19 protein-coding genes are annotated in these 19,566 nt (G+C 41.0%); 6 read left to right on the top strand and 13 right to left on the bottom strand.

The window, feature by feature from the left end; all coding sequences use genetic code 11:
* Positions 1-21: 21 nt before the first annotated feature.
* The 5 genes from AC5RDS_RS15325 to AC5RDS_RS15305 all read right to left on the bottom strand — a co-directional run bounded on the left by AC5RDS_RS15325 (position 22) and on the right by AC5RDS_RS15305 (position 4,302).
* Positions 22-960: a relaxase/mobilization nuclease domain-containing protein gene (locus tag AC5RDS_RS15325; RefSeq protein WP_122103751.1), complete on the bottom strand. Its 939-nt coding sequence runs from the start codon at positions 958-960 to the stop codon at positions 22-24.
* Positions 950-1,258 (bottom strand): MobC family plasmid mobilization relaxosome protein, encoded by a 309-nt coding sequence (locus AC5RDS_RS15320; RefSeq protein WP_122103750.1) that lies wholly within the window; start codon positions 1,256-1,258, stop codon positions 950-952. Before AC5RDS_RS15320 ends, AC5RDS_RS15325 begins: the two co-directional genes overlap by 11 nt.
* Positions 1,259-1,418: 160 nt before the next feature.
* The gene (locus tag AC5RDS_RS15315) at positions 1,419-2,471 is read right to left on the bottom strand and encodes a DUF6371 domain-containing protein (protein ID WP_122103749.1); all 1,053 of its coding nucleotides are present in this window, start codon (positions 2,469-2,471) and stop codon (positions 1,419-1,421) included.
* Between the two features lie 83 nt (positions 2,472-2,554).
* Positions 2,555-3,922, bottom strand: a complete 1,368-nt coding sequence (locus AC5RDS_RS15310) for a DUF3987 domain-containing protein (protein WP_270666839.1) — start codon at positions 3,920-3,922, stop codon at positions 2,555-2,557.
* An 11-nt stretch (positions 3,923-3,933) separates the two neighbouring features.
* Complete coding sequence (locus AC5RDS_RS15305; RefSeq protein ID WP_122103748.1) at positions 3,934-4,302, bottom strand: helix-turn-helix domain-containing protein; 369 nt, start codon at positions 4,300-4,302, stop codon at positions 3,934-3,936.
* A 352-nt stretch (positions 4,303-4,654) separates the two neighbouring features.
* Between AC5RDS_RS15305 and AC5RDS_RS15300 the strand changes: the two genes are divergently transcribed.
* Together AC5RDS_RS15300 and AC5RDS_RS15295 are read left to right on the top strand one after the other, a co-directional pair.
* Positions 4,655-5,734 carry a DUF3800 domain-containing protein gene (locus AC5RDS_RS15300; RefSeq protein WP_122103747.1) on the top strand — a complete coding sequence of 360 codons (1,080 nt, stop codon included), beginning with the start codon at positions 4,655-4,657 and terminating at the stop codon, positions 5,732-5,734.
* Between the two features lie 2 nt (positions 5,735-5,736).
* Entirely contained in the window at positions 5,737-6,861 is a 1,125-nt protein-coding gene (locus AC5RDS_RS15295) for a DUF3800 domain-containing protein (RefSeq protein WP_122103746.1), read from the top strand.
* A 210-nt stretch (positions 6,862-7,071) separates the two neighbouring features.
* On the opposite strand, the gene AC5RDS_RS15290 is transcribed toward AC5RDS_RS15295, so the two are convergent.
* The 4 genes from AC5RDS_RS15290 to mnmE form a co-directional block, all read right to left on the bottom strand.
* Entirely contained in the window at positions 7,072-7,839 is a 768-nt protein-coding gene (locus AC5RDS_RS15290; RefSeq protein ID WP_122103745.1) for a mobilization protein, read from the bottom strand.
* Between the two features lie 196 nt (positions 7,840-8,035).
* Entirely contained in the window at positions 8,036-9,142 is a 1,107-nt protein-coding gene (locus AC5RDS_RS15285) for a site-specific integrase (RefSeq protein ID WP_122103744.1), read from the bottom strand.
* Between the two features lie 92 nt (positions 9,143-9,234).
* On the bottom strand, positions 9,235-10,146 hold the full coding sequence (locus AC5RDS_RS15280; RefSeq protein ID WP_122103743.1) for a helix-turn-helix domain-containing protein: 912 nt from the start codon (positions 10,144-10,146) through the stop codon (positions 9,235-9,237).
* A gap of 268 nt (positions 10,147-10,414) precedes the next feature.
* On the bottom strand, positions 10,415-11,809 hold the full coding sequence (gene mnmE / locus AC5RDS_RS15275; protein WP_494222400.1) for a tRNA uridine-5-carboxymethylaminomethyl(34) synthesis GTPase MnmE: 1,395 nt from the start codon (positions 11,807-11,809) through the stop codon (positions 10,415-10,417).
* A 285-nt stretch (positions 11,810-12,094) separates the two neighbouring features.
* Between mnmE and AC5RDS_RS15270 the strand changes: the two genes are divergently transcribed.
* Positions 12,095-12,703 carry a DUF4251 domain-containing protein gene (locus tag AC5RDS_RS15270; protein ID WP_013612046.1) on the top strand — a complete coding sequence of 203 codons (609 nt, stop codon included), beginning with the start codon at positions 12,095-12,097 and terminating at the stop codon, positions 12,701-12,703.
* A 91-nt stretch (positions 12,704-12,794) separates the two neighbouring features.
* On the opposite strand, the gene tnaA is transcribed toward AC5RDS_RS15270, so the two are convergent.
* Together tnaA and AC5RDS_RS15260 are read right to left on the bottom strand one after the other, a co-directional pair.
* A complete protein-coding gene (gene tnaA / locus AC5RDS_RS15265) occupies positions 12,795-14,174 on the bottom strand; it encodes a tryptophanase TnaA (protein ID WP_195457953.1) in 1,380 nt (459 codons plus the stop codon).
* Between the two features lie 232 nt (positions 14,175-14,406).
* On the bottom strand, positions 14,407-14,520 hold the full coding sequence (locus tag AC5RDS_RS15260) for a hypothetical protein (protein WP_228026163.1): 114 nt from the start codon (positions 14,518-14,520) through the stop codon (positions 14,407-14,409).
* Positions 14,521-14,764: 244 nt separating this feature from the next.
* On the opposite strand from AC5RDS_RS15260, the gene AC5RDS_RS15255 reads away from it, so the two are divergent.
* Positions 14,765-15,295 (top strand): DUF7935 family protein, encoded by a 531-nt coding sequence (locus AC5RDS_RS15255; protein ID WP_013612048.1) that lies wholly within the window; start codon positions 14,765-14,767, stop codon positions 15,293-15,295.
* Positions 15,296-15,421: 126 nt separating this feature from the next.
* Here AC5RDS_RS15255 and AC5RDS_RS15250 read toward each other — a convergent pair whose 3' ends face one another.
* Positions 15,422-16,720: a DEAD/DEAH box helicase gene (locus AC5RDS_RS15250; protein WP_022159277.1), complete on the bottom strand. Its 1,299-nt coding sequence runs from the start codon at positions 16,718-16,720 to the stop codon at positions 15,422-15,424.
* A gap of 268 nt (positions 16,721-16,988) precedes the next feature.
* Between AC5RDS_RS15250 and AC5RDS_RS15245 the strand changes: the two genes are divergently transcribed.
* Positions 16,989-17,234: a coregulated in stationary phase A gene (locus tag AC5RDS_RS15245; RefSeq protein WP_013612051.1), complete on the top strand. Its 246-nt coding sequence runs from the start codon at positions 16,989-16,991 to the stop codon at positions 17,232-17,234.
* A gap of 154 nt (positions 17,235-17,388) precedes the next feature.
* On the opposite strand, the gene pgl is transcribed toward AC5RDS_RS15245, so the two are convergent.
* Positions 17,389-18,099 (bottom strand): 6-phosphogluconolactonase, encoded by a 711-nt coding sequence (gene pgl / locus AC5RDS_RS15240; protein WP_013612052.1) that lies wholly within the window; start codon positions 18,097-18,099, stop codon positions 17,389-17,391.
* A gap of 243 nt (positions 18,100-18,342) precedes the next feature.
* Here pgl and AC5RDS_RS15235 point away from each other — a divergent pair, with 243 nt between their 5' ends.
* Positions 18,343-19,521: a class I SAM-dependent rRNA methyltransferase gene (locus AC5RDS_RS15235; RefSeq protein ID WP_046405947.1), complete on the top strand. Its 1,179-nt coding sequence runs from the start codon at positions 18,343-18,345 to the stop codon at positions 19,519-19,521.
* The last annotated feature ends 45 nt before the right edge of the window (positions 19,522-19,566 follow it).

Raw genomic sequence — 19,566 nt, 5'->3', positions numbered from 1 at the left:
TGATGGTTAATAAAAAATTGATTATAGACTGAAACCTCGCTTGCGTTTCGGTTTCTTTTTCTTCTTTTTAAGCCGGTTGGCCTGTATCGCTTCCTCTTTATCATAATCCGTAGGAGAGGGTGTGAACAATCCCAGACTGATACTGGAATGATTCTCCTGCTGATATTCATGCCGAGGTTCCTCGCGTATGGTTTCTGCCTGTACCTGATGTAGGTTCATGGTAGCAGAAAGAGCGTTATATCTCAGTTCCTGGTCGATGTTCAGAAAACTGAACTGACGATCAATTTTGGAACCGCTAAAGGTCTGTTGGTTGCATGTGAACTTGACACCCTCCATTTCTCCGGTCGTGCGACTTAGCTTCCATTGCGTATCAATTCCATATCTCCGTAAAGCCAGTCGCAGTTCACTCCAGCTTCGGGCATTCGGAACTTCTCGTTTCAAGGCATGATAGATAAAATACTTAACCCTATCGTGATGGCGCAACCGCATGAAATTGACATGCTCTTTCCCTTCGGCAAAATGCAAGCGGTAACGGGCTGTCAGCATCTTGCAGACCTTTTCATTTCGATAACGGTCGTTCTTGTCACTGATGGTACGACCGTCATTATCTACCCGGTTGTAAACGATGTGACAATGCGGATGATCACGGTCAGTATGCCGGGCGATGATGAACTGCGTGTTCTCGATTCCCATCAGCTTCATATAGTCGTGGGCGATCTTCAGCATCAGCCCATCATCGTCACGGATACGATCTCCGTCTTCTGCGGAAAAGCTCAATGATATATGGCCGACCGTGTTCTTGACCTTGTCGTTCAGTAAAGTCTGTAACTCGAATTGTTCCGCTATTTCTTCAGGTGAACCGTAGACACCAACCGCTTTCAGCAAGCGCGATTTATCTTCTTTCAGCACATAGTTTACACATCCGGAAAACGATGTGCCCTTGACAATTTTACCGATCATCCTTGAGTTGTTTTATAAGTTGTGAAATCTGTTGAACGGCGGTACGGCACTCATCGGCCACACGATAAAAACCGTAAGCGTTGGCTCGTTTGGCAAGCTGGTTCAGGTTCGTGCTTTCGCCAATCAGTTTTCGGATGATGTCAAGATTTTCTTTCGTAATCCGTTCGCGTACTGTACCGTGTTCGATGAGTGAACGCACTACTTCGCTTTGACTGCGTTTACTGCGTCGGCTGAGTGCTCTGAGCCAGCCGAATTGTTCGTCTGTAAGACGGATTGTAACTGTATTTTTCTTGTCCATAATATTTGCTTTTGAGATTAATAATTGTGACCATCGGGAGCCATCTCACCGTCTTTTGAGGTGAGCAAGTGGCCGGGAAATGTAATACACCGGCATAAACTTGCTCCAGTGAAAAAGAAGTGAATCAGACATCTGAAAGTCATTGTTTGAAAATTCCTTTCTAGGTATGTTGAGCCATTGCTGAAAGCGGTGCTTTCTTCACATCGACGAGCTGCAAATCGAACGTTTCGACCAGCGTTTTCAAGGCCGGATTCAACGTGACAAGACGATTGAAAATAGCTTCCTTTGTCTCTTCTCTCAGCAGAAAATCTGCAATGTCATAACCCGCATCCCGTTCTTCTTTTGTTGCGTTTCTTTCCATAAAATCGAAGAGAGAAACCTCTATTCCCAGGTTTCGGATCATCTCCATTTTACTGTTCCAATAGTCGGTTGCACCCAGATCAGGAAAGAGCAGGACACGCCGGTTTCTCAATACGCTCATGGCATCCCGATTAAATGCTCCGTTCTTTCCGCCCGAGGCAATCCATAGATATTGCGGCAGATAGATGCTGGAAATCAAAGCGCTTTTCTCACTCTCCACAAGAGCAACCGGACGTTGCTGGTCAGAGGACAAAAGATGCTCACCAAACAGGCATTGCCGGAGGTGGAAATTCTCTTTCTTCAAAAGGGAATGTACCCACGTGATGTAGTTGTGCGGTTCTTTAATCCGTCTTCCGTTTTCAGGATTGTAGAGCATCACTTTTCCGGTTCGTACCCGTCCGAAAATATCCACCTGCCAGAAGACCGTAGATCCCGGCCAATGCTTCGAGGTTCCTACATGGTAGCGCAACATTAGCTCTTCGGTAGCCTCCTGTCCAAAATGGAAACTCAGGAACTGAAACAGTTTGTTCGTGTGATAAAGCTTCAGGGATTGCCTCATAATTTCGGGCTCAATGAAGGATGGCGCAGGAGGTAGACTGATGCGAGGCTTGGACACCGGCACAAACTCTTCGCTCAATCGCTCCTTGGCAATCGGATTCTCGTCAAAGTACATTTTGGGCGTATAGTTGTAGCCGCACTTTTGTTCATGATTGCATCGCCCTACATAATCGGGAAAGCTGATTTGCTTTTCCGTATCGATGTATTTGGCGAAACAACTTTTGCGGTGGCAGTTCGGACATGTGTGCCGGGTGCTGACACCTTTGTATGGTTCTAATGTGAATCTGTAGTTCATTCTTCTTTCTGTTTGGATGTTACTATGCACATTTTCGCAACTTCACAAACCCCTCGGTTGCGAAAATGTGCATAGTAACAGGTTTATTTACTGTATTCTCCATGATTCTCTTTTCTGAATAATGTTCCGATGTGTCGTTTTAGAAACATCTTGAAAGCATGCTCCTTCATCCCGTAACTTTCAGCAATGCCGATACCTTCTGCCGTTGTAAACCTCTGAGGCAGGTTCAGGTAGATGTTGCGGTGCAATTCGCTCAACTGTTCCTGACTGACGGCGGTCTGCACTTTTACGGCTGTAGTCCGAAAATACTCGGCTAGAAGGATGGCACGGTTCACGCTTTCAAGGTCAATCGTATGCTTGTCGCACTCTCCGCAAGTCCATCGGGCAAGCTGGATAATCAGACAAAACCGGATAATGTAGATTTCCAGTTTGCAGTAAATACCGACCAAAGCATCATTGGTTTCCATATCACATTGGTGGGCATTTTCATGCTGCCAACCGTAAAGCCGTTGCTTGGCGTTTTCATCGAATGGCAGGCATTGAGGCTGCAACTCATTATTCTCGTCATGCGGACAATCCTGTGCGATGAGCTTGTCAATAATTTGTTGCCACTGGATTTCCAGCTCTTCGGGAGTTTCCCGGTCGTTCCATCTGCTTTTCAAGACAGATTCGGGCATCACGAAAAGAATACGGTCTATGAAACCGTTACTCGAACGCTCGCCCTTGACCAGTTCGCCCAGAATCTTCTTTTGGATGGTACCGATAACGGAGATGTAAGGACGTCTGATAAAAATGGAACTTTGCGAACTCTTGCGATCGGAAATCGTAGGCTTGGCATTGAACACCGAAAGCCAGAACTGTTCTTCCGAGCCGTTATTGTAGCGGTTGAAATTCTTGAACCAGGCCGACAGTTCGTCCGACCAAAGGCAGAGCCCTCTGGGATTCTGTGCATGTATCAGGCTCAATCCTTCGGGAGTGATATCCGAAACAAGAAAGCGGCTGCGCACGGGAGCCTGCGGAAACTCATCCAAACCGGCTTCCAAGCGTTCCTTCTTACTCATGGACATAGTGCGTTCATACTCGGCATACAGCTTCTGATATTCTTGATTCTGACAATAGTCGTGTTCAATAAACGGCTGGAAAGCGAAACTCAGCGGATGACTCTTATTGGCTCCAGGGCGACCAATCAGTGCCATGTACAGAATGGGACTTTCCAGCCAGTTGCGCTTCACCTGCACCAAATGGGAGTTGCCAATCCCCACAGCAATAGCCGCAAGGATAGCCGCAGCAACATAATCCACGGGATAGCCCTGACAATCGTGCAAACTGCTGATGATACGCTGGATCCTGATAGGAAAGATTTCTATCGGGAACTCACCGCCGGACATTTTGGCTCCGATGCGCACAGCCTCGCCGATAATACCTTCAGCTGTTAATTTGGAGGTTTCCATAGCCATGCAGATCAAAAGTTATACCCTCCCTTTGGTTTGCGTTTCGCTCCATGTACTATCTCCGCTGCCTGTTCCTGGAGCGACATTGCCTGCATCTGCTTGCGTCCGGACTCAATCCATTGCAGTAACTCATCTTCATAGAAGTAGAGTTTCTTACCTCGTTTGTAAGCTGGAATCAGTCCTTTACGCGCAAGTGTGTAAATGGTAGGCTTCGCCTTTCGTGTGATTTTACAGGCTTCGTCAATTTCAACAAGACGATGCTTGTCGGAAGAAGCTTGCGGTTGCAGTGCCGCCACCATTTGCCGGATTTGTTCCATCTGTTCTGTGAGATAACCTACCGCCTGCGGCAGCTTATCAAAAGTGATTTGTTCGTTTGCCATACGTACTCGTTTTTAATTATTCGCTGGCAAAGGAAATCGGTGTTTTGATGGTGGAAAACATCACCGGAATATAACTGTTAGATAACTTAAAATGGTGGTAAATAGCTGATAATTAGATATGTAATATATAATCAAATACTATAAATGGTTATTATTGATAAGAAATAGTCTTGTTTTTTGTAAATGTGGAATATATGGTGATAAAACATATAGGAATAAATACTGTGAATTTCAACATTTTACTAATTTTGCAAATATTAATTCAGCAGCTTATTATGGAATATGTTAGACGTTTTTCATAAAAAGACACGAAAAAGTAGTTATAACAACCTAATAATAAAATTATTTTTGTATGTTGTATTTTGATGAATCTGGATATACTGGAGCTGATTTGGTAAATAGTAAACAACCATATTTTTCATTGGCTTCTATTAGGATTACAGATGAAGAAATTGCTCAAATAAAAAAAGACATTGGTTATTGTGAATGGGGAAAAGAACTTCATTTCAAAAGTATGTATAAAAGTTATCAAGGTCAGAAAATGCTGGATAAGATATTTAATCACCCTCTGATGGACAATTATCACATACTTCTATCGTTTGCCTACAAACGATACTGTATCTATGCCAATATTGTGAATATTCTAGTAGAAACAATGTACCACATCAATGGTATAAATCTATATGAAGGAGCAAAGAATCTGATTTTAGCTAATGGCTTGTATTGTTTTGCTATATTGCATCCTAATAAGGATTTGGTAGCTGAATTTGAGAATAATTTTGTTGGAATGGTTAGAAACCCGTCAGTAGAATCCATTGCGAACTTTTATAGGACCACAGATAAGTTGAGATATGATGTTGATACAAGAGAAGAGTTCTTCGAGATGTTGTCAGAGATACCTCCTACAATTATATATATTAAAAATGCCTTAAGCAATAAGAAATTCTATATTGATTTAACAATACCATTATTTTCCGAATCAATTCAAGAATGGTATAAAAGAACTAAGGAAAAAGAGAATGTTCTTTTTGATTCCTCGGAACCTTTCTTTGCAAACATAGAGTTTATGGAAAGTCTTAGAGATATGGAAGTACCAGAAACTGTTGTTGGGTATGGTAAAGGAACGCACGTATATCCTCTGCCTGTCGGCAATATAAAAATCGCAAAGTCTCATGAAGAGTTCGGAATACAGTTAGCAGATGTGTTTGCAAGTGCATTATGCTTTGCTCTTACACCGCGAAATGATAAGTTCGTGAAGTATCAAGATAAGATAAAATCGCTCCCAATATTCCAGAATATTAAGATTAATATAGCACCTGCTACAAATGATTTTATTGAAGAAAGAATGAAGGAAACTGCAGAGATTGATCCTTTGGATTTTCTATGCGAACATAGCGATTGTATAAATATAAACAAAAGCTCAAATATTTAATCATGGATTATACAGAGGTTAGTAATAGCAACAGAATGATGATGAAAGCTCAAGGCATAGATGAGATGTATATTGATAAAGAGGAAACTTTATACTACGATGAATCAGGTAACATAAAACACTTGATTATTAAAGATGGCAAGCTCAATGCAGATTCAGATACTGTATTTGTGTTGGGTGGTGTTCAGGCAGATGATATTATTTCTTTGGAAGAGTTGAAAACGGCATTAGGTAAAAACTTAGAAAAAGAAATAAAATCAACAAAGGATTTAAAAGGAACTTTTATTGAAATATTGCGCAAGGACAATTTTAGAAAAATACTCCAAATAATTCAAGACAAAGGATGGCATATTCATTTTTGTATTGTGCAGGTTTTCTATTATGGATTTGTGGATATTATTGATTCAATAAGTGGACTAGAGTGTGCTCCTTTTGCATTCAAGGCTGAACTATACAAAGTCTTGAAAAGGAATCCAAATACGACAATCTCAATATTCAAAAAATATAAGTATCCAAATGTTGGAACAAAGTACATTAAGGATTTCTTGTCAGAACTTATAATCCTTATTGATGGTGTTATTGTCGAAGATGCGAAAAAATACCGTTTAAATCCGTTGCTAGTCTTTCTCAAAAATTCTCTAGAGAAGGCTAAAGAACAGAAAGAATTGGTTTTTATTCAGAATGAAACTACTCATGAATGGGTCGGAAATTTTGTACAATTTTATAGGCAACAGATTCTTAGTTTTCCAAAGAAAACCTTGGTGTTTGATGAAGAAAAACAGGTTATGAGCCAGATTGCAGAAGAAGATATTATTATTGATGGTAAAGCTCCTGATAATTATAGTTTTAAGGAGTCTGGAACAGATGCAATGATACAAGTCTGTGATTATGTAGTTTCTATTTTACGTAAATATATGATTTTCCTTGATAGATTGGAACCAGAGGTTGATGCTGATATTCAAAAATTTGATGAAAATCAAATGAATAATTACAAACTTTTAAATAGAATACTTGCTGATTCTCTGAATTATAATCCATTGTTTGTGCATTTCGTTGCTTGTCAGCATACAGTTGCTAAATATCATAAGTATATACAAGAGTATGGCGGTCCTATAGCGAATGAGTGACTTAATGATATGTTATTTTCATATTTTATGCTCCACTCGGAGTTGTAAGTTTTTAGATAATCATAAGTGATTGATTATTATTCGATGTAGAATTATAACTACAATTATTGGAAAGAGTTGATGTTGGAAAGTTTAATTTGATTGGTATAATAATACTTTAAGATTGATATAGCTAAACTTTGTAATAAACAATGCAAATAACAAATAAAACTACGCAATTTTACTATCTAGATTAATTTCGCACTTTGATTCGGCATGCGACATTTTACGCTCAATAGTTGAAATTTCTAAGTCGCACAAAGCGTGGGAAAAGACATTCTTGATGAATGTGGCTGTGTGAATACGCTTTTTGCTGAACGCTTTACCAATGTTCCAACCAAAATGCATAATATCGATGCTTTTAAGTTGTGAATCCACCTTTACGGGCGATATCTTTTGTAAGGTATCGCCTGAACTATATTCAGCAACGTATGTACATAGACGGTTGAGATCCTCTTCACTCATATAGGCAACCATTGTTTGCTTAGTATAATTGAGCACCTTTTCTAATTTGGTTTGAGTAGCACGATTCTTTTTGGCTATAGCGTTGGTTCGCATAACTTCATATTCTGAGGGTTCAGAGATTGTTTCTTCAGCGGTAAGAGCAGACTCAATGACATCAGGCTTAGCTTGGTTTGAATCTTTGATTGTAGAGGCTTCCGGAACAGAAACGGTATCATTATGATTTTTCATTGTTTGAAAGGCAGAGATATGCAATAGAAAAGCTTCTATGCGTGGCTGCAGAAACTGATTGAAAGTTATCTGCAAACTGGCATAGATCGCCATTAAGACAATTACTGTTGCAAAAAACGCAACACTACTACTGAAATCGTCAACACCTTTGGATAAAACAAACTGACGAGCTAAAACGCCAACAACAAGAGTACCTACCAATACAAGGGAATAGAGTGTTATATGTTCAATACTTTTCTGATTCATAGTGATATTTGTTAATCGTTTGTGCGCAAATATATGTCATTTCATAGATACCATGTTATAAATCCAATAAAGTGGCAGCATTTGTCCTCGATATGGTACTTATTTCTATGCAATCTATGCCACAATAGAATAAAAAAGAAGAGTCCGACTAGGTTTTAACCCCACGTCGGACTCTTCTTATGTTACAGAACCAATGCTATTTCAGCGAAATCTTATTAGCCGTCTCTCGCTTCTTGGAATTAACCAAATCAGCATAGATTTGAGTGGTGGTGACATTCTTGTGCGTCAGCATCTTCGATACTGTGTAAATGTCTGTACCTAAAGAGATTTGGATGACCGCATACGAGTGCCTGAAGCAGTGGAAGGTTATGTGCTTTCTGATTCCGGCTTCAGCAATCCATTGTTTCAGAGGATGATGGGTCATGGAGCGGGTTAAGCCTTTGAAGACTTTTCCAGTACTCCATTCGCCGCACAATTCTAGTGCCTCCTGACTGATGGGAAGGGTGGCCTCGGTTTCTGTTTTCTCGGTACAGATACGGATGTAGTAGCCTTGATCCGGGCCGACTTCAAAATCACGCCAGTCCAGCTTCAGAATATCACTGATACGGAGACCAGTCATGCAAGCAAACAGGGATGCCTGTTTCAAGACAGGAATCTTGCAGGGCGTAGCTGCCAATTTCTTGACCTCATCAAGTGTCAGATACTCTTTTTTGACCTCTTTCCATTCAATCTTTTCCAGAAAGTCGTTCAAGTTCTCACGCAACATCTTTTCTTTATAGGCTATTTTCAGCAAGGCTCGGAAAGTTGAATAATAACCGGCTGCCGAATTGCGTGAGATGTAGGCATTGGGATGATTGATCTGTTTGCATTTGAGCAGGTAATCCTTGAACTTCTCGCACAGTTCTACGGTAACATCGCCGAATGTACATTTACCGCCGACAAATTTCTCGAAGTGATTGTAAACGCAGTCCCATTTCTCATATTTTTCCCGTGCCTTTGTCCGGAAGTAGGCGAGGAAATCTACCTTTTGCTTGTTCTTGTCCAGGAACCCGAATTCTTCATTGATAAGCGACTGGACACGGATACAGCGGATTGCCTCTGCTTTGTTCAGCATATCCTGGTTGAACATTCTTTGTTGCTCGTTTTTAGGCTTGGCATAGATGTAGATGCCGAGGAATTCCCGGCGACTCATCTTCATCGTATAAGGATTGCGGATGGCCGGATAATAATCCAGATAAAGAGATATGCGGTCGTTACGCAATGGCTTTTGTCTCAAAGTTACGTTGGTGCATGTAAGTGTCATAGCTATATTGTTTTTTGATTAATACTTGTTTTTGTTGCAAATAAAATAGGTGTTCTAATGGTGGTATTTATCACCGGAAAATAACTTTCGGCTCATTCTATCTTTGGAGGCTCAAAGAACTTGTCCAACTCTGCCCGCAGAATCTTGGTATATTTACCGACCTTGATACGGGGAATATTATGGTATTTCACATAATGGTAGAGTTGGTCCCGCGTCAAATTGAATCGCTCCATCGCTTCGGCAATGGTGTAGTATTTGGGCTCTTCGGGAGCTATGAGACCTTTGGCAATGTCCACATGCTTTTTGGAGTAGTACACCATAATGCCGACTTTCTTTTTGGGAATGGCATTCTTTGATATGAAAGAATAGATGGCTGTTAGTGTCATGCCGAACTTCTCCTGCATGTCTTGCGTGCTGTACCATTCCTTGATCTCAGGATCGGGAGCTTTCTTTGCAAAGTAGTCATCAAAGTGTTTTTTACTCCAATAGGTTTTACCACGGTTAAATGTCCTGGGGATATTATGCTCTTTAGCTATATGAAATATCCAGGAATCTTTGACACCGAATTTCTCTTTAATCTCATTGGTGGTATAGAAGTCTGTGATAGGAAGAGTGTCTTTAGGTTGTCGTTTCTTGTATGGGTTTCTTTTAAGCATCTCTTCTATATCGCTCTGCCGAACAAATGAAAGCCTACTGCTCAACTTGTAAGCAACAAGATGTCCAGTATAAATCATTTTATAAACAGCTTGCAGTGAAAGCCCCAACAAAGTAGCAGCCTGAGCGATTGACAAATATTCTTTGTCTTTAATATCCATCAAAGGCTTTTCACTCTTAACGATTTGAATCCTTTGCTCTTCCTGCTGAATCCGTTTTGCTCGTATGGCCTGTTTATAAGCCAAATTCGCGCATCTGTGTGAGCAGTATTTCGTAGTTACTTTTTGTGCTACGAATTCTTGGCCACACCATTCACAAATCTTTTTAATTCTAATGTTGCTCTTTGCCATTTTACTTGAATTTTTAGGGTTTATTTCTCCTTGATTTCTCCAGTTTTATTACACCATCTTAAACCATATTCAACCATATTCAACTTTCTCCACGACCTTGCCAACGAAAATTCTTAGATTTCGTGGTGAGGTACACAGGAGGTACAAAAAATGGCGTAAAAAGGCTTAGCAACGATTATCAACGATACTTGAGCAACAAAAAAGGCGCCCCGTAAAGAGCGCCATATCAATCGATTGTAATCAATTTAACTCATTGATAATCAGATAGTTACTTGCCGATGCAAAAATTCTTAAAAATATTACCCAGAACCTCATCCGTAGTAATCTCGCCGGTAATTTCACCAAGATAATGAAGACACTCACGGATATCCTGAGAGATGAATTCGCCACTGAGTCCGGATTCAAGACCTTCGTTCACACGCTCGATGGCTGTGCGGGCATTACGAAGGGCTTCGTAGTGACGGACGTTACTGACGATGACATCGGAAGTATTGAGGGTATTTAGATTTACAGTCCGGGTCAATTCCTGAATCAAGCGATCCAGATTTGCTCCGGTACGGGCTGAAATCGGAATAATCTCTTCACCGGAGGTAAAAAGCCGGATGATTTCCTGAGGCGTCAATAAATCTTCCACCTGATCGGTTTTATTAAGGACGATGATTAACTTTGCATCCGAAGTGAGGCGGGATTTCACCTGATGATAATATTCTTCGAAAGACTCTACTCCCCGATTCAGATCGGTCAATAACAGGACGACACTAGCCTGACCGATTTTAGCAAAAGTCCTTTCGATCCCGATATTTTCGACCTCATCCGAGGTGGCCCGTATACCGGCCGTATCGATAAAACGGAAAGTGATTCCATTCAAATTGATCGTATCTTCGATCACATCCCGGGTTGTACCGGCAATATCCGACACAATAGCCCGGTCCTCACGCAACAAAGCATTCAACAAGGTACTCTTTCCTACATTCGTATTGCCGACAATAGCTACAGGTACCCCATTTTTAATCACATTTCCCAAAGAAAAAGATCTACACAAGCGGGTCAGTAATTCATCGATATTTCCGGCAATACGTCTCAATTCCGAACGATCGGCAAATTCAACATCTTCCTCTGAAAAATCCAGCTCCAACTCAAGCAAGGAAGTAATATGTAACAATTCGGCCCGCAATTTCATCAATTCAGCTGAAAAGCCACCTTTCATTTGCTTCAGAGCCATCCGATGCGATGCAGCCGAAGAAGAGGCGATCAAGTCTGCAACCGCTTCTGCCTGCGACAAATCCATTTTTCCGTTCAGGAAAGCCCGTTGCGTAAATTCGCCGGGAGTAGCCAGCCGGGCCCCCTGATTCACCAACAGCTGCAATAAACGCTGTTGGATATACAAGGAGCCATGACAAGCGATTTCTACAGACTCCTCCCCTGTGAATGAATGAGGTGCATGAAAAATAGTCACCAGGACTTCATCCAACAAACAACCTTCTTCAAGGATCCTGCCGAAATGCACTGTATTCGCTTTCGAGCCGGTCAGTTTTTTCCCGGATGGAGACTCGAAAATCCGGTCGGTAAGAGCGATACAACCCGTCCCGGACATTCTCAAAACTGCGATAGCTCCGATTCCGGGAGCCGTCGATACAGCGCAAATTACCTCAGAAGTTTCCATGATAGCCAGAATTTATCGTTTTATAAAATCAATTTTATCATTTTTTTAGAAGCGTCATTCCCAATATGGCATAAAATATGCAAAACCTTTCCTAACAGCTATTTCTGACAAAAGTACTCTTTTTTACTGACATGACAGAAACGAAGTTTTATACTTTTTTAAATACAGGTTGAAAACTATTGGAGAAATTAACACGTATATGAGGGAAATTAATAAACGGTGATATATGATAACAATCTGAATAACCGGATATAATATAAAACAACTAAATAAAAACGACCTATTATGAAACGAGTATTATTTTTATTGCTGGTATCTGTATTTATGCTGCCCGCTTTCCATAGCGAAGCACAGGTACAAGGAACACAAACTCCGACTCATTATCAGGAGCTAACCAAACAACAACAACGACAAGTGAAGCGGGATCTTCGCAAGAAAGCCCGTGAGGTTGCTAACCAACAAGCTTTCAACGCTGCTGTAGATGCTTTGAAAGACCGGAATTGGGTATTAATGGCCAGTACACTTTATGGCCCCAGAGGTTCAGCTATACCTGTATCCGACAATACCAACTTCATCCAATTTAAAGGCAATACCGTGTATGTACAGTTAGCTTTCAACGGCATTGCCGGTCCGAACGGTCTTGGTGGAATCACCGTACAGGGTACTCCTTCACAAATCACCACCAATACAGATAAACATGGAAATATCACTTATTCCTTCTATGTGAACGGAATCGCTTTAACCGCCCAGGTTGTGGTCAATCTGAGTGCAGGCAGTAACTATGCCAATGCAACGGTTTACCCGATGATGAACGGTAATAACCTGACTTTCTCCGGAACTCTTGTTCCCACCTCACAATCCGGAATCTTCAGAAGTGGATTCATCAGTTATTGACCGGAAGTTTATAAATTACGGCTTTACACTTAAAGCCGGTAAAATAAAAGGCGCCTTGCGGGGCGCCTTTTTACGATCGTTGTTAATCTAATTATTTTGCCTTTTCCAATTCGACAGTAAAGTGGCGCATGATCGGAAATTCTTTCGTAATTACATAACCACGGGTAATGGATTCGCGGCGATCATATACATTTTTCAGTGCAGCAGCTATTACATCCATATGATTATTGGTATAAGTACGGCGCGGAATAGCCAGCCTTAATAATTCCAGGCGGGGATAACGGTTTTCGCGGGTTACCGGATCCCGGTCGGCCAATATCGAACCGATCTCCACACCACGTATTCCGGCTTCAAGATACAACTCTACTCCTAACGTCTGAGCGATAAATTCTTCTTTCGGTACATGAGTAAGTACTTTCTTGGCATCCACAAAAATCGCATGTCCACCGGCAGGACGCTGATAAGGTATTCCGTATTCATCCAATTTCGCCCCCAAATATTCCACCTGTTTAATCCGGGTTTCGAGGTATTCGAACTCAGTACCTTCATCCAATCCCTGTGCCAAAGCATTCATATCCCGGCCCGACATTCCGCCATAGGTAATAAACCCCTCGTTCATGATACAGAACATCTGGCATTTTTTCCATAATTCTTCGTTTTTGAATGCTACAAATCCACCCATATTTACAATCGCATCTTTTTTCGAAGACATGGTCATGATATCGGCATAAGAAAACATTTCTTTTACAATCTCTTTGATGGATTTGTTTTCATACCCTTTTTCCCTTGTTTTAATGAAATAAGCATTCTCTGCAAAACGGGCAGAATCGATCTGCAGGTTCACTCCGTACTTTTTACAAAGGGCAGATACTTCCCGAATATTCTGCATAGATACGGGCTGACCTCCGGCGGTATTATTCGTAACGGTCAATACGACTGCAGGGATCTTTTCTTTGGGATATTTTTTCAGTACTTCCTCCAGCTTGGCAGGATCCATGTTGCCTTTAAACGGAATTTCCAACTGCGTATCAGCTGCTTCATCGATGGTACAATCGATAGCCAAAGCTTTCCGGAATTCAATATGTCCTTTCGTGGTATCGAAATGGGAATTGCCCGGCAACACATCTCCTTCTTTGATAATGGTAGAATATAAAACATTCTCCGCAGCACGTCCCTGGTGAGTCGGTAAGAAATAATCGAATCCCAGAATTTCCTTGATAGCATTCTTCATCTTATAATAAGAACGGGCTCCGGCATAGCTTTCGTCTCCCAACATCAGCTCAGCCCATTGTTTATCGCTCATAGCCCCGGTACCCGAATCGGTCAGCAGATCGATGAATACCTGGTCGCTTTTCAGGTTAAAAAGATTGTATTTAGCCTCTTTAATCCATTGTTCACGTTCTTCACGTGTACTTTTACGGATGGTTTCCACCATCTTAATCCGAAATGATTCTGAAAATGGTAATTCCATAACAATATAAATTAAGTTTTAAACAAAAAATAACAAAACAAAACCGGAAAGTTATCTATAACTCTTTACAGACATCCTCACCTCAGGACCTTTTAAACAGAAAATATAGAACAACAAGAATAAATGAGTTTCAGAAATTAAACTCATCGCGCTTTTTAATATTCAGAAAAAGCCGGTTTAAAGGCAATATGTTTCCACTGCGTTGCATACGATTGCAAAAATATAAAATAATTTAGAAATGACAAGTTTTGAACAAAAAAGATACTACAACTTTCACCGAACCACTAAAAAAATTATTGACCACACTATTCATATACCGTTCCATATAATCCTCCCGATTGACCAAAGGATAATATTAATAAGTCTTACCGATATTCCAAAGGATTTGTATGATTTGTAATTCTGCCTTCGTTAATTCCTCCATTTTATTCATTATTCACTCATTTTTAGTTATCCCATCCAAGTATCGTTACACAAACGCACAACTATAAAAATAATTATACAACTACTTCAATAGTTATTTTCAAAACAGCCGATAAGAAATTTTTAAAAACAAGCTATATCTTTTATATTTGCAAAAAATAAAGACGATGAACATCACCACTTACTTTTTGATTCCCCTTGTCTTATTTGTTATTTTACTGTATCCCTTGGTCAGGAAGGCTGTTGCTTTACTAGAAATTCTGGTAAATAAACAGGTACAGCAAACTACTCAGGAAAAGCAAGCGAATACGTCGTCTACTTCACAAACGCTATTTAATCTGAAATTATTAGCTTATGAAAGGATTATTCTATTTATTGAAAGAATAAAGCCGGATTCGTTTATCCCCCGTACCCTTTCTCCCTCTCTTCCTTATCAGGAATATCAATTATTACTGATCAACGAAATTCGGAAAGAATTTGAATATAATCTTTCCCAGCAGCTTTATTTAAGCGAAAATGCCTGGGAGGTCACGGTCAATTTCAAGGATAATATCATTACGCTGATCAATAGTGCAGCCACCTCCTGTCCTCCCCAAGCAACAGCCAGCGATCTGGCCCGAAAAATTTTAGAGCATTATATTTCGTCGGACCTGAAAGGAGATCAGATTTTAAAAATCGTCAAGGCAGAAATACAATAAAAGTGATAAAACTAGAGGCTAAAGGCTAGAGGCTAGAAGCTAAAGACTAGAGGCTATGACGCAAAGTTAAAATTATTTTTTCAGCTTTTAGCCTATAGCATTTAGCTTTATTGCTTTCAGCCTTTCCTACTTTTTCCGTCTTCCCTCTTTGGTTCGGTCTTTACGTACTTTTTGGGGCGTTTTACTATTTTTGGCTGATTTGGCATGGAAAGCTCCACCACCTTTCGGTTTACCTTTTTGATAGACAATATTCGAAGTCTGTACTTTTTCGTCGTCAAGTAAGACATCTGAGATCACCAGATTTTCCGGTAAGGCAGCCCATTCGACCTGCTGCCCGATCAGCTTTTCGATTTCTTCGAATTTCGGCTCTTCTTTTTCCGTCACGAAGCTGATAGCCGTTCCTTCCTTTCCGGCACGGGCAGTACGTCCGATGCGGTGGATATACTCCTCAGGAATAGAAGGTATATCGAAATTGATGACATGGCTGACATCCTGCACATCGATTCCACGTGCCGCAACATCTGAAGAAACCATGATCCGAGTCTTTCCTTCTTTAAATGCTTTCAAAGCATTTAATCGGGAATTCTGGGCCTTATTCGAATGCAGTACACTCAGTTCCCCCTTCCAGTGGTCGCCCAGTCTCTCCACAATCCGATCGGCATTTTTCTTTGTTTCGGTAAATATCATGACCCTGCGAAATTCTTCTTTATCCGTGAGAAGTAACTTCAATAAGTTGATTTTAGTCTGAATATTAGGAAGATCATAGCGCAGCTGGGTAACCAATTCTACCGGAGTCGTCGGGTTACCTGTCTCTATCCGGACCGGTTCCGGAGCCAAAAATTCTGCTGCCAATTCAGCAATTGTAGTTGAAAAGGTCGCGGAAAACAGTAAAGTCTGATGCTTCTCGGGTACTACCTCAAGAATACTTCTGAGCTGAGGCATAAACCCCATATCCATCAATCGGTCAGCCTCATCGACAACCACAGTCTTAATCTGAGGGGTACGGATAATGCCATTCATATAAATATCCATAAAACGTCCCGGAGTCGTTACCAACAAATCGACTCCCTCGTATACCGCAGCTTGCTGTGTCCGGATATTCGTTCCTCCGTAAATGCCGACACAACGGATATCCATATACTCCGTCAGCAACTCTACACTCTCACATACCTGCACCACTAACTCACGGGTAGGTACAATCACTAATGCACGTGGGTAATTTCCCTGCGCATAATGAAGTTTCATCAGCAAAGGAATCAGATAAGCCAAAGTTTTACCGGTCCCCGTCTGGGCTATTCCAATCACATCCTTTCCGGAACGAATGACAGGGAAAGCCCGTTCCTGAATCGGTGTCGGTTGTTCAAATCCGGCATCTTCCAAAGCCATCAAGATCTGTTTGCTAATATTCAATTCATTAAAAGTCATGTATACAATGCATTAGAAATTCAATTCATCGGCCGGATAAGATCCGACCGATCCTGTTTTTTCTCTACAAAAGTACAAAAAGTTATCCGGTAAGGAAACAATTTTCACAGACATTCTGAGTATTACAGAAATACACTTAATATCAATAGATTACACAAATAATTGATTTTATTAATTTTTTTATGTGAAATTCGCAAACGTTTTACTTGTTTATTCAGAGATTTAGTCCTATATTTATTCCACTGATAAACCATAAAACTTTTGAGATATGACTACAATGATTACCTTCAATGAGTTGAGACAAATCAAAGACATGTTGCCCTCAGGGAGTATGCAAAAAATTGCGGACGAACTGGGACTCGACGTAGAAACAGTACGTAATTATTTCGGTGGAGACCATTATGATGAGGGCAAGGCTGTCGGTTTACATATCGAGCAAGGTCCGAATGGGGGCATAGTAAAATTAGACGATACTACGATCCTGGAAAAAGCCAAAGAAATGCTTGAATGTTAAATAAAAGAGCATTTTGTATTCTTTTAAAAGTCAGCACATATACCTCCGGCAGATAAATACATACGATAGTCTATCGTTTTGAAGATATCAATATCTCCACCCCATCGGTATCCTGACCCGAGGTATATGACTTTCAGAATACAAAATGCTTTTTTTACTCCAGACTTACTTGCAAATCTGTAAAGATCATCGCTTCCGGCGCATGATTGATAATATAAGCCGCAGGGAGGACCGAGTTTTCTTCTGCATTGATCACTCTTTGTAAAATGCTTGTCTTTGCATTTCCCAATACAGGGATAAGAAGTAGTTTCGCATTCAATATCAAACTACCTGTCATTGTAATTCTTTTCTGTCCACTTTCCGGATGTTGGGATACTTTATAGCAACATTTTGCCGTTAGTAATTCCGGCGTTGAAGGAAAAATAGAAGCAGTATGTCCATCCTCTCCAATTCCCAGAATGATTGCGTCAAAACGAGGACAAGAGGCATATCCGGGTAGTTCCCATTTCACCAATTCCGAATAATGTTCGGCCTCTACTTCAGGCTCCCGTTCGCCATGAATACGATGGACATGGGCATGTGGAATATCCAAAGGCCGGAACAACAATTCATCCGCATGTTTGAAATTACTCTCCTCATCATCAGGAGAAACACATCGCTCATCCACCCAATAAAACCTCAATTGCTCCCATTTTATCTTCTCCCGGTATTCCCGAATCCAAAGCCCGAACATTTGTTGGGCCGTACCGGCACCCGACAATGCTAAATGGAACGGAGAGATTCCCCGCATATTCATTTTTTCTATCAATTGTTCTGTCATTGCACGCAAAGCATCTTCAGCAGAACCCAATACTTTAAGTCTCATCTATTTGTATTTATCGTATTAAACTTCTTAGGGGGCACTTCAGCTCAAAATTACATACCCCGACAATATTCGCAATTTATGAATTTTTAAGAACTTTTCCAACAAAAACAAGAAACTATCTCTCAAATATTCTTTGTGTATTACGCAATCGTTCGTTTTAGGGTTATAATATCGACTTTTAAAGAAACAGATCAAAGTTTTTTATCTATTTTTGCAGTCCAGTAATCAGTTATGCTTCATCTCATGAATAAAATCATACTAAAACCAGGAAAAGACCGTTCGGTATTTCGTTATCATCCTTGGATATTCTCAGGGGCAATCGCCAAAACAGAGGGGAAATTACAGGAAGGAGACCTGGTCAGAGTCTATAGTTCGGACAATCAATATCTGGCGACAGGGCATTACCAGATCGGTTCTATCGCAGTCCGAATTCTCACTTTTGAAGATGAAGAAATCGGTTATTCTTTTTGGCTACAACGAATTACAGCAGCCTATCACATGCGCCGAGCTATCGGTTTGACCGACAGAGCAGACAACGATACTTTCCGGTTGATCCATGGAGAAGGCGACAATCTTCCCGGATTAGTCGTCGATTATTATGCCGGTGTTGCTGTCGTTCAATTCCACTCCGTAGGTATGTACCTGGAACGGGGAAATATCACCCGGGCCCTACTCGAAACTTTAGGAGACAGATTAACCGCCATTTACGACAAATCGGAATCTACCCTTCCCTACAAAGCGGCGATCGATCCACATAACGGTTATTTATATGGGAAAGCGGATCATTTTGTAGCACAGGAAAATGGGTTAAAATTCAATGTCGACTGGTTAGAAGGCCAGAAAACCGGTTTTTTTATCGACCAACGGGAAAACCGACATCTGCTCGAAAAATATGCCGGTAATAAACAGGTCTTAAACATGTTTTGTTACACCGGAGGTTTCTCTTTTTATGCCATGCGGGGAGGTGCCCGATCAGTACATTCCGTAGATGTCTCCACCCGGGCGATCGAATTGGCCAAACAAAACGTAGCACTCAATTTTCCCGGAGACAGGCGGCATGAAGCATTTGCAGAAGAAGCTTTCAGATTTCTGGAACAATCTCACAATAAATACGACTTGATCATTCTAGACCCTCCGGCATTCGCGAAACATCAGAATGTACTCAACAATGCCATCCAGGGATATAAAAAACTGAACCGGAAAGGCATTGAAGTCGTCAAACCCGGTGGGATCATTTTCACCTTCTCCTGCTCACAAGTCATGACTAAGGAACTGTTCCGTCAGACCGTATTCACAGCAGCAGCCAACACAGGAAGGAAAGTACGTATCCTCCACCAGTTAACCCAACCGGCAGATCATCCGGTAAGCATATACCACCCGGAAGGCGAATACCTGAAAGGCTTGGTATTATATGTCGAATAATATACAGCCTATCGTTTCCCGGATAAAACCGGGAAACGATAAATA

Source organism: Odoribacter sp. (assembly GCF_985060555.1).
The sequence above is the reverse complement of the archived record's forward strand: the minus strand, read 5'-3'. Positions and strand labels throughout refer to the sequence as shown.